The sequence below is a fragment of the Micromonospora sp. MP36 genome (genome assembly GCF_008119785.1).
Taxonomy (GTDB): domain Bacteria; phylum Actinomycetota; class Actinomycetes; order Mycobacteriales; family Micromonosporaceae; genus Micromonospora.
Genome location: NZ_VSFA01000003.1, coordinates 46,675 through 59,118 on the forward strand (window position 1 = coordinate 46,675; position 12,444 = coordinate 59,118).

Genomic DNA, 12,444 nt, shown 5'->3' on the forward strand with positions numbered 1-12,444 from the left:
TCATCGGGCCTGCACCTCCCGACCGGTGTCGTCACCGAGCACCACCTCGACGCCGGCCCGCACCGGGCCCGACCCGGCCGCCGGGCGGGTGGCCAGCGCCGCCGGCAGGGCCCGATCGACGTACTCGCAGAGCACGTGGGTGGCGACCAGGTGCAGTTCCTGCACCACCTGGGCCTCCGGCGAGTCGATGGCGAGGGTCTCGTGGCACAGGTCGGCGAGCGGGTTGGGTGTGGGGCCGGTGAAGGCCCAGCAACGCAGCCCGACCTCGCGTCCAGCCTGGGCGGCGGCGAGCAGGTTGGCGCTGGCGCCGCTGGTGGACAGGAGCAGGAGGATGTCGTCCGGGCGGCCGTGGGCGCGGACCTGGCGGGCGAAGATCTCGGGGTAGCCGTAGTCGTTGCCGATCGCGGTCAGCGCGGAGGTCTCGGCGTGCAGGGCGATCGCGGACAGGGGTTCCCGGTCGTCGCGGAGCTTGCCGACGAGTTCGGCGGTGAGGTGCTGGGCCTCGGCGGCACTGCCCCCGTTGCCGGCCACCAGCAGCCGCCCGCCGCCGGCCAGCCGGTGCGCCAGTTCCCCGCCCCAGCGGGCGAGCAGCTGCTCCGACTGCCGGAACGGCAGCAGCGCGGCGGCCAGGTGGGTCAGGTGGTCCTCCAGCACGGTTCCGCCCACCGCGGGTTTGGGCGCCGTCATCAGGCGACCACCCGGGTGGGTCGACGCACGGTGGCCACCTGGCCGTACACCTCCGCCAGACGCTCGGCGGTGCGGGACCAGGAGTAGCGGGTGCGGGCGCGTTCCAGGGCTGCCGTGGCGTAGGCGAAGCGGCGGATCCGGTCACCGAAGAGCCGGCGGATCGCCGCGCCGAGGGCGTCCGGGTCCCGGGCCGGCACCAGGTCGCCGGTCCGCCCGGGCACCACCGTGTCGGTCAGCCCGCCGACCGCGGTGCCGATCACCGGTACGCCGCACGCCATCGCTTCGAGTGGGGTGAGCCCGAACGGCTCGTACCAGGGGGCGGCGACCAGCACGTCCGCCGAGCGGTACCAGCGCCCCATCTCCTCCCGGGGCACCGCGCCGATCAGCTTGACCCGGTCGGCGACCCCGCAGGACTCGGCGAGCGCCCGCAGCCGCAGCGCGTACGGGTCGGTCTCCAGCAGCCCGGCCGGCGGGCCGCCCACCACCACGCACTCGGCGTCGGGGACCAGCGCGGTGGCCCGGATGACGTCCTGGAAGCCCTTGCGTTCCACCAGCCGCCCGACGGTGAGGATGCGCGGCCGGGCACCGTCCCGCTCGGCGACCGGGCCGAGCGGGGCGAAGGTGCTCAGGTTCACGCCGGACGGGATGACCGTCATCCGGGACCGGGGCACGCCCATCCGGACCAGCTCGGCGACCTCGTCCTGGCACTGGGCGACCACCCGGTCGACCGACCGGCCCAGCTTGCGCTCGTGGTCGATCCGGCCGGGCGGGCTGGTGTCCTGCGCGCCCTGGTGGCGCCGCTTCACGGTGCCCACCGCGTGATACGTCTGCACCACCGGCACCCCGGTCCGCCGGCCGGCGGCGAGCGCGGCGAGGCCGCTCATCCAGAAGTGCGCGTGGACCACTTCGGGCTGCCAGTCACCGGCCCGCCACCGCTCGGCCAGCCACTCTCCGAATGCGGGCATGTACGGCAGCAGGTCGTCCTTGGCGACCGGCTCGGCCGGGCCGGCGGGCACGTGCACCACCTCGTAGCCGTCCGGTGCGCGGACGATCACGGGCAGGTCCACGGCGTCGCGCCGGGTGTAGACCCGGACGTCGTGGCCGGCGGCCGCGAGCGCGGCGGAGAGCTCCGCGACATGCGTGTTCTGGCCGCCGGCGTCCTCCCCGCCGAGGACGGCGAGCGGGCTGGCGTGCTCCGAGATCATCGCGATGCGCATACTTCCTCCTCCAGCAGCCGGTCCCAGTCGGCGAGGAAACGCTCCAGGCCGTAGCGCTGCCGCGCGGCGCTGCGGGCCTCGGTACCCGCCCGGCGGGCTGCCGCCGGGTCGTCCAGGAAGCTCCGGGCCACCTCCAGCAGCACGTCGACCCGGGTGGAGAGGGCACCGGCGGACGGGGGCACCGCCTCCACGGCCTCGGTGGTGGCCAGGGCCACCACGGGCATGCCCATGGTCATCGCCTCGATCAGGCTCAGCCCGAGGGATGTCCACCGGCACAGGTGCAGGTATGCCCGCCGGCGGGCCAGCTCAGCGTGCATGGCGTGCTGCGGCACGTCGTCGTGGCTGGTCAACCGGTCCGGCGGCAGCCCGAGCCGGTCGGCCAGCCCGGCGACGCCCATGCCGTAGACGTCCAGTGGGGCGATCTCGGCGAAGCGGGGCAGCAGGTCGGTGCCGGTGACCCGCCAGCGGCGTACCGGCTCGTTGATGACCACGGCCAGGCGGTCCAGCTCGCCGGTCCACTCGACGGCCGGGGCGACCACACCGTGCTCGACCACCGCGGTGCGGGTGCCGCCGTTGTCCCAGAACAGCTCGTTGAAGTGGGTGACGTGGGTGAGCAGGAGGTCGTCCCGGTCGGCCATCGGGTGGCGGGTGTTCGGCACGTCGCCCTTGGGGGTGTTGTGCTCGACGTAGATCGCCGGCACGTCGCGACCCACCCGGCGGCCCAGCCACTCACAGGCCAGGTCGAACTCCTCGGGGCGCTGGAGCAGCACCACGTCCACCTCGGACCGGCGCAGCTCCTGCGGGGTCACCTCGACCGCGTGCTCCGGCCACTGGTAGGTGCGCGCCCGGCCAAGGCCGTACGGACCGCGGTCCTGGGTGACCGGCACCAGGTAGCGGTGCTTGCCGTGGACGAACGACGTGGTCCACGACCCGTGCACGTGCCACACCAGAACGTTCATCGCGCCACCCCACCAGCCATCGGCAGGGCGCCGACCGGCTCCGGCGCGTCGGCGGGCACGCCGAGCAGCCGCAGCGCCTCCAGCACGCGCCCCGGCTCCACCGCGGAGAGGCAGGGATGCCCGGGGACCGGGCAGCGGGTGGCCCGGGTGTCCCGGCACGGCGCGCCGGCGTCGCCGAGCCGCACGGTCGGCACCCGGTATGGCCCCCACTGCCCGAAGGGGACGGTGGGGGCGAACAGGCTGACCACCGGCACCCCGAGCGCGGCGGCCAGGTGCGCCGGCCCGGTGTTGCCGACCACCAGCGCGCCGGCCCGGGCGATGACGGCGGCCAGTTCGTCGAGGCCGGTACGCCCGCCCAGGTCCACACCGCCGGCGGCAGCGACCCGCGCGGTCAGCTCCCGCTCGTCCGGACCACCGGTCACCACCACCCGGTAGCCGGCGGCGCTGAGCACCCGGACGATCCGGGCGGCCAGTTCGGGCGGACAGGCGCGGGTCTCCACGGAGGAGCCCGGGTGCAGCAGGACGTAGCCCGGCTCGCCGGCCGCGGCCGGGACGGGCGGCAGCCGGTCGGTCCGCAGCCGCAGTCCGGGTTCGTCGTCGGGGGCGAGGGCGTATCCGGCGGCGGCGGCGAGGGAGAGGGCTCGTTCGGGTTCGGGGATGCCGGTTGGTACTCGGTGGCGGGTGTCGAGGAGGGAGCCGGGGTAGTCGTCGCTGATGGCGCTGATGCGGGGTACGCCGGCCATGCGCAGGAGCAGGGCGAGGGGTAGTGGGGATTGGTGGAAGGAGGTGAAGATGATCGCCTCGTCGGCGGCGACGGCGGCGAGGCGGGTGGTCAGTTGCCGCATATCGGTGGGGTCGACGGGTTGGGGGTTGCTGTCGATCCAGGGCAGTGGCCATTCGATGATCTCGTCGATGCCGGGCAGCAGTTCGGCGGCGGCTCGGCCGCGTGGCCCGCAGAGCAGCACGACGCGGTCCGCTCCGGCGGCGACGGCGCGGATGCCCGGCCCGGTGACCAGCAGGTCCCCGGCCGCGTCGCTGCGGGCCACCAGGACGGTGCCCCGCCGGGGCGGAGACCCGGGGGCGGCCACCAGCCGCACCCGACGCAGGATCTCGGTCGCCGCCTCCGGCAGGTCGCGGGCGACCGTGGGCGCGGCGGCCACCTCCGCCGCCCGGGTGGCCGGGGTGGGGACCAGGATGCCGGTGGCGCCGGCCGCCGCGGCGGCGGTCATGTCGGCGCCGATGTCGCCGACCAGCGCGCACCGGGTCGGTGTGGTGCCGAGCGCCCGGGCGGCGGCGTGCACCAGGCCCGGGGCCGGCTTGCGGCAGGCGCAGCCGTCCGGCTCGCCGTGCGGGCAGATCTGCCAGCTGTCGAAGGGCCCGAGCAACTCCTCCACCCGGGCGTTGACCCGGCGCAGGTCCGCGGCGGTGAAACAGCCGCGGGCCAGGCCGGACTGGTTGGTGACCACGGCCAGACGCAGCCCAGCCGCGCGCAGCCGGTCCAACGCCTCCCGCGCACCGGGCACCGGGCGGACCTTCTCCGGGTCGCCGTTGTAGGGCACGTCCTCGATGAGCGTGCCGTCCCGGTCCAGCAGCACCGCGTCGAACAGGGCGGACGGGAACCGGTCAGCACCCGGGTCAACCCGGGCTGACCTGCACTGATCCCGCTCGTGGTCCCGTCGCACGGGCGGCGGGTTCCCGACCCCCCGAGGAGTAAACATCAACTTCGGCGGAGCCGACTCCGCCGGTGCCGCACGCCGGCCGTCCCGCACTCCGCCGGCTCGGTCCGGCGATACCCGCCGCTGCCGAGAAGCTAACCCGGGGCCGTCGTTAGCCGTGGTGGAGGCGGGGTACGGGATTGGGGTGGCGATTGTGGAGAAAGTGATCGACGCACCCCCGCAGCAGGTCTTCGACGTGCTCGCCGACGGGTGGACGTACAGCGACTGGGTGGTCGGCACGGCACATGTGCGGGGAGTGGACGACGGTTGGCCGCGGGTCGGCAGCCGGCTGCACCACCGGGCCGGGCCGTGGCCCTTCTCGCTGCAGGACTCCTCGCAGGTGGTGGCCTGCGAACCAACGCACCGGCTGGTGCTCAGGGCGGGGCTCTGGCCGGCGGGCGAGGCGATCGTCGACTTCACCCTGGAGCCGCTGGACGGCGGCGGCCGGACCCGGGTCCGGATGGGCGAGGATTTCGTCGCCGGGCCGCTGCGCTGGGTCTCGAGCAGGCTCAACGACCTGCTGCTCCGCCCCCGGAACAAGGAGACGTTGAACCGCCTCTCCGACATCGCCACCAGGCAGCGGGCGAAGCGCTGACGCCACGCTCCGTGACCGCCCGGACGGGACCACGGTTCCGCTGGTCGGCAACCCCCGAACGGCGCTTCCGGCCCGCCGAGCGGGCGTCTGTGCGGACCCGGCGCGAGCGACTGGCTACCCTCTCAGGTGAACCATGTCGGCCGACCGAGGATGTCCGTGATGATCGAACCCGTGCAGTTGCCCGCCCCGTGGCGCGACGCACGCCTGACCGTCGTCGTTCCCACCTACAACGAGGCGGGCAACCTCCCGGTGCTGGTCGAGCGGCTCCTCGCCCTGCCGCTGCCCGGGTTGAAGGTGCTCGTCGCGGACGACAACTCCCCGGACGGGACCGGCGAGGTGGCCGACAAACTGGCCATCGAGCACCCGGACCGGGTGCTGGTGGTGCACCGCCCGGGCAAGGAGGGGCTCGGCCGGGCGTACGTGGACGGGATCGGGCGGGCGCTCGCCGGCGACGCCGAGTTCGTCGCGCAGATGGACGCGGACCTGTCGCACCCGCCGGAGGCGCTGCCCGGGATGCTCGGCGCGCTGCTCTCCACCCAGGCCAGCGTGGTCATCGGCTCCCGGTACGTGCCGGGCGGCGAGCTGGACGAGAACTGGCCGCTCTACCGGCGCGCGCTCAGCGGCTGGGCCAACCTCTACGTTCACACTCTGCTGCGGGTGCGCATCCGCGACCTGACCGCCGGCTTCAAGATCTGGCGGGCCGACGCGTTGCGGGACATCGGGCTGGACCGGGTGCAGTCCAACGGCTACAGCTTCCAGGTGGAGATGCACTACCTGGCCACGAAGCTGGGGCACACCATCCTGGAGGTGCCGATCCGCTTCGAGGAGCGGCGCGACGGCGCGTCGAAGATGACCACCGCCACCAAGATCGAGAGCGCGCTGATGCCGTTCAAGCTGCGGACCCGCCACCGCAACCTGCCGAGCTGACACCGCCGTTCCACCAACTCCGACCTCACGCTGCGTCATCGTGACGCCGCGTGAGGTCAGTCTGCCCGCTATCCCACGTCTCGCTCGCTTTGCTCTGCAGCCACCACCGCACCACCGCACGCCGAGGCAGGCCGGGCGTCAGCGGTAGACCGCCCGGTGCGCGGCGCCGATCGCGCCCGCGTACAGGCCACCGGTGAGCGCACGATCCCGGGCCAGGGCCGCCCGCGCCGCGTTCGCGCCGGGCGCGCCGTGCACGCCGCCGCCGGGGTGCGCCGAGGCGCTGGCCAGGAAGAGCCGGTCCACGGGGGTGTCCGCGCGCCCCAGGCCGGGGATCGGCCGCAGGAAGAGCTGCTGGTACGCGGCCGCGGTGCCGCCGCCGATTGCGCCGCCGACCAGGCTGGGGTCGCCCGCCTCCAGCTCGCCCGGGCCGGCCACGTGCCGACCGACGATCAGCGAACGGAACCCCGTGGCGGCCTCCTCCAGCACCTCCTCCATCCGCGTGATGTGGGCGGCGAGTTCCTCGGTCCGCCAGTCACGCCGGAACGGCAGGTGGGTGTAGGACCAGAGCGACTCGGTGCCCGGCGGGGAGTGGCTCGGATCGGCCACCGACATCTGCCCGACCAGCAGGAACGGGTCCCGGGGCAGCTCGCCCCGGGCCAGCGCCGCCGAGTACGTGGTGAGCCCGTTCAGGTCGGCGCCGAGGTGCACCGTGCCGGCGCCGGCAATCGCCCGGTTGCGCCACGGCACCGGCGCGGACAGCGCCCAGTCGACCTTGAGCGTGGAGCCGTCCCACCGGAAATGGGCCAGATCCTCGACGAGGCGGGGCGGCAGCGCGGCAGGGCCCACCAGGTCCAGGTAGAGCGCCGGGGCGGGCACGTCCGCGAGCACCGCCCGCCGGGCCCGCCACACGGCGCCGCCGGCCGTGCGGACACCCATGGCCCGCCCCCGGGCGGTGAGCACCCGGTCGACCCGGGCGCCGTAGTCGATCCGGCCGCCCCGCTCGACCAGCCGGGCCACCAGCGCGTCGGTGATCTTCTGGGCGCCGCCGACCGGCACCGGCCAGCCGACCTGCTGGGCGAGCATGGCGAGCAGCCACCCGTACACCCCGGAGCCGGCCTCCTCCGGTGACAGGTCGGTGTGCAGGGCGCAGCCGGCGAGCAGCGCCCGCCCGCCCTCGCCGGCGAAGATCTCGTCGCCGAGCTTGCGGACCGGCACGACGAGCCGGCGGGCCAGCCGCAGCGCGCCCGACACGCGGAGCCGGCGCAGCAGGGCCAGCCCGCCGCGGACCGGCGGGAAGGGGCTGGTGACGAGGCCGAGCATCGGCTCCGCCACCTCGCACCAGGCCGCGTACGCCTGCCGCCAGCGGTCCCCGTCGCCGGGGGCGAACGCCTCCAGCGAGGCCGCCGTCACGTCCAGGTCCCGGTTGACCACCGCCGCCCGGCCGTCCGGGAACAGGTGGGCCAGCACGTCCGGGGCGTGCGTCCAGGTCAGCCCGTACCGGTCCAGGCCGAGCCGGCGCAGCACCGGGGAGGCGTAGCCGAGCGGATAGAACGAGCTGTAGAGGTCGCTGAGGTAGCCGGGGGCGGTGACCTGGGCGGAGCGGACCGCCCCGCCGGGCGCCTCGGTCGCCTCCAGCACCAGGACGTCCCAGCCCGCGTCGGCGAGCAGGTTGGCGGCCACCAGACCGTTGTGGCCGGCACCGATGACGACAGCGTCCGCGCTCGGCGCGCCGGGCGTGCTCATCCGATCCGCCTACCCGGCTGGTTACCGGGCAAAACGCGTTTGCCTCGGCAGGGTCCGGGCATCCACTGCCGCATGTACACGGTTGCACAGCTCATAGGTGGAGTGTGGGGCGCGGGTGGCGAGGGAGGCGAACTGGTCGTCCGTGATCCGGCCGACGACTCCCCGGTCGCCACCGTGCCGGTGGCCACGGCGGACGAGGTGGGGAAGGCGGTCGAGGCGGCCCGCGGGGCGGCGGCGGACTGGGCGGCGACCGACCCGGCGGAGCGGGCGGCGGCGCTGCACCGGGCGGCGGACGCGGTCGAGGCCGCCGCGGACGAGTTGGCGGCGGCCACCACGGCCGAGATGGGCAAGCCGCTGGACGACGCCCGCGGCGGCGTGGCGGCCGGCATCGGCACCCTCCGCCAGTATGCGGAGCTCGGCCCGCTGCGCGGCGGACGGACGCTGCACGGCGGGCACGGCGCCCTCGACTTCATGACCCCCGAACCACGCGGCGTCGTCGCCGCGATCACCCCGTGGAACGATCCGGTCGCGGTCTCCTGCGGACTGCTCGGCGCGGCGCTGGTGACCGGGAACGTGGTGCTCTACAAGCCGAGCGAGCGCACCCCGGTGACCGGCTGGCTGCTGGCGCGGGCCCTCGACTCGGCGCTGCCGGCCGGCGTGTTGTCGCTGCTCACCGGCGGGGCCGAGGTGGGCGCGGCCCTGGCCGGCCAGGAGGTGGACGTGGTGGCCCACGTCGGCTCCACCGCCACCGGTCGGGCGATCGCGGCCGCCGGCGCCCGCACCGGCGCCAAGGTGCTGCTGGAGAACGGCGGCAGCGACCCGCTGGTGATCGACAGCGGGGTGGACCCGGTCTGGGCCGCCGACCAGGCCGCGCTGGGCTGCTTCGCGAACGCTGGGCAGATCTGCGTCGCGGTGGAACGGATCTACGTGCACCGCGACGTGGCCGAGGACTTCGTCGACGCGCTGGTGCAGCGGGCGGAGGCGCTGACCGTGGGCCCCGGCCGGGAGCCCGGCACGCAGCTCGGGCCGCTGGTGGACCGGCGGCACCGGGACCACGTGCACGGGCAGGTCACCGCTGCGGTCGCCGAGGGGGCGCGGATCCGCACCGGCGGGGAGCTGCCCGACGGCCCGGGCGCGTTCTACCCGGCCACCGTGGTGGCGGACTGCCGGCACGAGATGGCCCTGGTGCGAGAGGAGACGTTCGGGCCGGTCGCTCCGGTGGTCGTGGTCGACTCGTTCAGCGAGGGGCTGCGCTGCGCCGCCGACTCGCCGTACGGCCTGGCCGCCACGGTGCTGACCGGCTCGATGAGCCACGCCCACCGGGCCTGGCGGGACCTGCCGGTGGGCACGGTCAAGGTGAACGCGGTCTTCGGGGGCGCACCGGGCGGTGCCGCGCAGCCGCGCCGTGGCAGCGGCCAGGGCTTCGGGTACGGCCCGGAGCTGCTCGACGAGTTCAGCACGGTCAAGACGGTGCACATCGAGGCGCCGGGCGGCGGCCACTGGTGATGACACGAAGTGAGCCCGGGACCCCAACGGTCCCGGGCTCTCTTCGGTGGTCAGCGGCTCCGGGACTTGGCGGTCTCGCGGGCCTTGGTGGTCTGGCGGGCGTTGGCCTTCTGGATCGCCTTGACCAGTTCCGGCTTGGTCATCCGGGACCGGCCGGGCACGTCCAGTTTCTTGGCGACCTCCATGAGGTGGTCCTTGGGCGCGTTGGCGTCCACCCCGGCGGCCGTGGGCGCCCGCCGTGCCGGGCCACCGCCGGCGGCCTGCCGGTCGCTCGGGCCCGTGCGTCCCTTCGGCTCCCAGTGGTCGCCCACCTTCTCGAATTCGTGCTTCAGCGCGGCGAACGCCGTGCGGTGCGCCCGCTGTCCCTCGCCGTACGTCTCGACGGCCGAGTCGTGCGTCTTCTCCCACGTCCGCTGCGCCTTCGCCGGGGAGCGCCGCAGCGTGCTGGGCAGTACCTCGCGCCCGGGCATCTCGTCTCCCTCCGTCTCGATCGGTTCCTGTGACCGTTCCCCCACGTCACGGCCGCAAACCGCAATCCGGTTTGTCGATTTCCGGGGCGGGGTACCGCCGGGCCACGCGCAACCGGCGCGCCCGGCTAGGAGGAGGCGGTCATGGCGGCGACGACGGAGCCGGCGGTCCCCGCCCGGCGGCGGGCCCGGCTGCCCCGCCGGGTACGCCAGCTGAGCTGGGCGACCTGGCGCGGGGTGCTGGTCCGCAGCGGGCGGAACTTCGTGCGGGACAACTGCGCGGACTGGGCCGCGGCGTTGACGTACTACGGCGTGCTGGCGCTCTTCCCGGCCACGGTCGTGGTGGTCGCCCTGGTCGGGCTGGTCTCCGACGGCGAGCGGACGGTCGACACGGTGATCGGCCTGGCGCGGGAGATCGGCGCCGGGTCCGTGGTCGGCAACGACGGCTTCGTCGGCGTGGTCCGCGGCGTGGTCGAGCAGCAGAGCTCGGCGAAGGTGCTGCTCAGCTTCGGTCTGCTCGGCGCACTCTGGTCGGCGTCCGGGTTCATCGGCGCGTTCACCCGGGCGTCCAACGCGATCTACGGCGTCGAGGAGGGGCGGCCGTTCTACCGGCTGCGCCCGCTGCAGATCGGCCTGGCCGGGGTGTCGCTGGTGCTGCTCGCGGTGGTCGCCACCGGGCTGATCGTCAGCGGTCCGGTCACCGACGCGGTCGGCGACCGGCTGCACGCCGGCGGGCTGGCCCGCACGGTGTGGACGGTGACGAAGTGGCCGGTGCTCGCCCTGGTGGCGATGACCCTGCTGTCGCTGCTGTTCTGGATCGCCCCGAACGTCCGGCAGCCCCGGTTCCGCTGGCTCACCCCCGGCGGCGCCCTCGCCCTGCTGGCCTGGGTGCTCGCCTCCGCCGGCTTCGGCCTCTACGTCGCCAACTTCGGCTCGTACGACGTCACGTACGGCAGTCTCGGCGCGGTCATCGCCTTCCTGGTCTGGCTCTACCTGTCCAACTGCGCGCTGATGCTCGGCGTGCAGGTCAACGCGGAACTGCAGCGGGGCCGGGTGATCCAGGCCGGCGCGGCGGAGCCGGGCGAGCCGGTGCTGCCGCCCCGGGCGCCGGCCGAGTCGTGACCGGCTTCGCCCGGTTCGGGGTGCGGTGACCGCCTCCACCCGCCGGCCCCGGTTTACCGGCGGTCCCCTCGGGCATGTCTGTCGGCATGGAACGTGGCAACAGCAAGCACTCGCCCAGGGTCGACGACAACATGAGCCAGGACGTCAGCGGCCTGATCCAGGGGCCGGGGGCCGGTGGTTCCCGGGTCGAGGAGTCCCGCCAGCCGGAGCCCGCGGGCGAGGACCAGCCGGAGCCCAAGACGCTGACGGCCGGTGCGAGCCGCGGCGGCAACCCGCAGGGGATGAGCATGGACGACGTCGAGGGGCGCAGCCGCCTCGGCAAGTTCATCACCATGACCGCCCTGCCCGGTGACCGCGAGGCGCTGGTGGCCAATGCGCGGGAGAACCAGGCGCCGGCCGACATCATTGCCGCCCTGGAAGGCCTGCCTCCGGGCATCCCATACCAGACGGTTTCCGAGGTGTGGGCCGCACTCGGGCACAAGAACGAGACGACGCGCTGGTGAACGGACCGGCCCACGGTCCGTGAGACGACACCGGCGGAACAGGAGGATTCGACGATGAGCGGCGTGATGGAACACGTGGACGTTTCCGTTCCGATCCGCACCGCCTACGACCAGTGGACCCAGTTCGAGGAGTTTCCGCACTTCATGGAGGGCGTGCAGGAGGTCCGGCAGCTCTCCGACACGATGACTCACTGGACGGTGGAGATCGGCGGCGTGAAGCGCGAGTTCGACGCCGAGATCACCGAGCAGCTGCCGGACGAGCGGGTGGCCTGGCGTTCCACCGGGGGGACCCAGCAGGCCGGCGTGGTGACCTTCCACCGCCTCGACGAGGCGCACACGCGGGTCACGTTGCAGATGGAGTTCGAGCCGCACGGCGTGGTCGAGCAGGCCGGCGACAAGCTCGGTGTGGTGGATCGCCGGGCCAAGGGCGACCTGGAACGGTTCAAGCAGTTCATCGAGCGGCGCGGTCAGGAGACCGGTGCGTGGCGTGGCACGGTCGATCGACCCACCCCCTGACGTGACGACCCCCCGGTACACGACAGCTCCGATGGCCGCCGGTGATCCGGCGGCCATCGTCGTGTCCGGCGGCCCCGCCGTTTGCGATCACCGGGTCCGGGTACCGCTGGGGAATGACCGACAACGACAAGCACGTGTGGCGCGACGAGGAACGCACCCCGCTGCACGAACTGGACCGGGCGATCGCCCGCTCGACCATCGACGGGCAGGCCGACGACGTCACCGGCAACGACGCCGGCGAGGAGGCCGCGTTCGGCCACGGGCCCGAGGCGGTGGACCGGGGTGCCGGCCCGGAGGCCGAGCGGCGGGAGATGACCGACGCGGATCGGGCGTACCGGCCGTCGACCATCGGCCGGACCGGCCCCGACACGTGAGCCGGCCTCCGGGCGCCCACGGGCGCCCCGGGGCCGCCCCCAGGTGACGCATGGCTCACCCGAAACGACAAAAAGTGAGGTACGGGCGGCCGGGAAAACGGACAGCCCATCCA

Annotated in this window: 13 protein-coding genes; 7 read left to right on the forward strand and 6 right to left on the reverse strand. The window is 74.4% G+C overall.

Features of this window, described 5'->3' with window-relative positions:
• Genes FXF52_RS05280 through FXF52_RS05295 form a run of 4 tightly spaced genes read right to left on the reverse strand, consistent with a single transcriptional unit; the run spans position 1 to position 4,545 of the window.
• Entirely contained in the window at positions 1-687 is a 687-nt protein-coding gene (locus tag FXF52_RS05280; protein WP_148794117.1) for an SIS domain-containing protein, read from the reverse strand.
• Positions 687-1,904, reverse strand: a complete 1,218-nt coding sequence (locus tag FXF52_RS05285; protein WP_148794118.1) for a glycosyltransferase — start codon at positions 1,902-1,904, stop codon at positions 687-689. Before FXF52_RS05285 ends, FXF52_RS05280 begins: the two co-directional genes overlap by 1 nt.
• On the reverse strand, positions 1,889-2,863 hold the full coding sequence (locus FXF52_RS05290) for a glycosyltransferase (protein ID WP_148794119.1): 975 nt from the start codon (positions 2,861-2,863) through the stop codon (positions 1,889-1,891). Before FXF52_RS05290 ends, FXF52_RS05285 begins: the two co-directional genes overlap by 16 nt.
• Entirely contained in the window at positions 2,860-4,545 is a 1,686-nt protein-coding gene (locus tag FXF52_RS05295; protein WP_148794120.1) for an HAD-IIIA family hydrolase, read from the reverse strand. Before FXF52_RS05295 ends, FXF52_RS05290 begins: the two co-directional genes overlap by 4 nt.
• Before the next feature lie 187 nt (positions 4,546-4,732).
• Between FXF52_RS05295 and FXF52_RS05300 the strand changes: the two genes are divergently transcribed.
• Positions 4,733-5,173: an SRPBCC family protein gene (locus FXF52_RS05300; protein ID WP_319993795.1), complete on the forward strand. Its 441-nt coding sequence runs from the start codon at positions 4,733-4,735 to the stop codon at positions 5,171-5,173.
• 159 nt (positions 5,174-5,332) lie between these two features.
• Positions 5,333-6,100 carry a polyprenol monophosphomannose synthase gene (locus tag FXF52_RS05305; RefSeq protein ID WP_148794122.1) on the forward strand — a complete coding sequence of 256 codons (768 nt, stop codon included), beginning with the start codon at positions 5,333-5,335 and terminating at the stop codon, positions 6,098-6,100.
• A gap of 138 nt (positions 6,101-6,238) precedes the next feature.
• Here FXF52_RS05305 and FXF52_RS05310 read toward each other — a convergent pair whose 3' ends face one another.
• Positions 6,239-7,843: an NAD(P)/FAD-dependent oxidoreductase gene (locus tag FXF52_RS05310; protein ID WP_148794123.1), complete on the reverse strand. Its 1,605-nt coding sequence runs from the start codon at positions 7,841-7,843 to the stop codon at positions 6,239-6,241.
• 72 nt (positions 7,844-7,915) lie between these two features.
• Between FXF52_RS05310 and FXF52_RS05315 the strand changes: the two genes are divergently transcribed.
• Positions 7,916-9,349 carry an aldehyde dehydrogenase gene (locus FXF52_RS05315; RefSeq protein WP_148794124.1) on the forward strand — a complete coding sequence of 478 codons (1,434 nt, stop codon included), beginning with the start codon at positions 7,916-7,918 and terminating at the stop codon, positions 9,347-9,349.
• A gap of 50 nt (positions 9,350-9,399) precedes the next feature.
• On the opposite strand, the gene FXF52_RS05320 is transcribed toward FXF52_RS05315, so the two are convergent.
• On the reverse strand, positions 9,400-9,819 hold the full coding sequence (locus tag FXF52_RS05320) for a ChaB family protein (protein WP_148794125.1): 420 nt from the start codon (positions 9,817-9,819) through the stop codon (positions 9,400-9,402).
• A gap of 141 nt (positions 9,820-9,960) precedes the next feature.
• Here FXF52_RS05320 and FXF52_RS05325 point away from each other — a divergent pair, with 141 nt between their 5' ends.
• From FXF52_RS05325 to FXF52_RS05340, 4 genes are all read left to right on the forward strand, one after another.
• Positions 9,961-10,938 (forward strand): YihY/virulence factor BrkB family protein, encoded by a 978-nt coding sequence (locus FXF52_RS05325; protein WP_148794126.1) that lies wholly within the window; start codon positions 9,961-9,963, stop codon positions 10,936-10,938.
• Positions 10,939-11,024: 86 nt separating this feature from the next.
• The gene (locus FXF52_RS05330) at positions 11,025-11,441 is read left to right on the forward strand and encodes a DUF2795 domain-containing protein (protein WP_148794127.1); all 417 of its coding nucleotides are present in this window, start codon (positions 11,025-11,027) and stop codon (positions 11,439-11,441) included.
• Between the two features lie 54 nt (positions 11,442-11,495).
• A complete protein-coding gene (locus FXF52_RS05335) occupies positions 11,496-11,957 on the forward strand; it encodes an SRPBCC family protein (RefSeq protein WP_148794128.1) in 462 nt (153 codons plus the stop codon).
• Positions 11,958-12,070: 113 nt separating this feature from the next.
• A complete protein-coding gene (locus FXF52_RS05340) occupies positions 12,071-12,331 on the forward strand; it encodes a hypothetical protein (protein WP_148794129.1) in 261 nt (86 codons plus the stop codon).
• Positions 12,332-12,444: the final 113 nt, after the last annotated feature.

Coding starts and splice junctions, on each gene's coding strand:
- FXF52_RS05280 (WP_148794117.1), bottom strand. CDS start 687: ATGACGGCGCCCAAACCCGCGGTGGGCGGAACCGTGCTGGAGGACCAC.
- FXF52_RS05285 (WP_148794118.1), bottom strand. CDS start 1,904: ATGCGCATCGCGATGATCTCGGAGCACGCCAGCCCGCTCGCCGTCCTC.
- FXF52_RS05290 (WP_148794119.1), bottom strand. CDS start 2,863: ATGAACGTTCTGGTGTGGCACGTGCACGGGTCGTGGACCACGTCGTTC.
- FXF52_RS05305 (WP_148794122.1), top strand. CDS start 5,333: ATGATCGAACCCGTGCAGTTGCCCGCCCCGTGGCGCGACGCACGCCTG.
- FXF52_RS05310 (WP_148794123.1), bottom strand. CDS start 7,843: ATGAGCACGCCCGGCGCGCCGAGCGCGGACGCTGTCGTCATCGGTGCC.
- FXF52_RS05315 (WP_148794124.1), top strand. CDS start 7,916: ATGTACACGGTTGCACAGCTCATAGGTGGAGTGTGGGGCGCGGGTGGC.
- FXF52_RS05320 (WP_148794125.1), bottom strand. CDS start 9,819: ATGCCCGGGCGCGAGGTACTGCCCAGCACGCTGCGGCGCTCCCCGGCG.
- FXF52_RS05325 (WP_148794126.1), top strand. CDS start 9,961: ATGGCGGCGACGACGGAGCCGGCGGTCCCCGCCCGGCGGCGGGCCCGG.
- FXF52_RS05330 (WP_148794127.1), top strand. CDS start 11,025: ATGGAACGTGGCAACAGCAAGCACTCGCCCAGGGTCGACGACAACATG.
- FXF52_RS05335 (WP_148794128.1), top strand. CDS start 11,496: ATGAGCGGCGTGATGGAACACGTGGACGTTTCCGTTCCGATCCGCACC.
- FXF52_RS05340 (WP_148794129.1), top strand. CDS start 12,071: ATGACCGACAACGACAAGCACGTGTGGCGCGACGAGGAACGCACCCCG.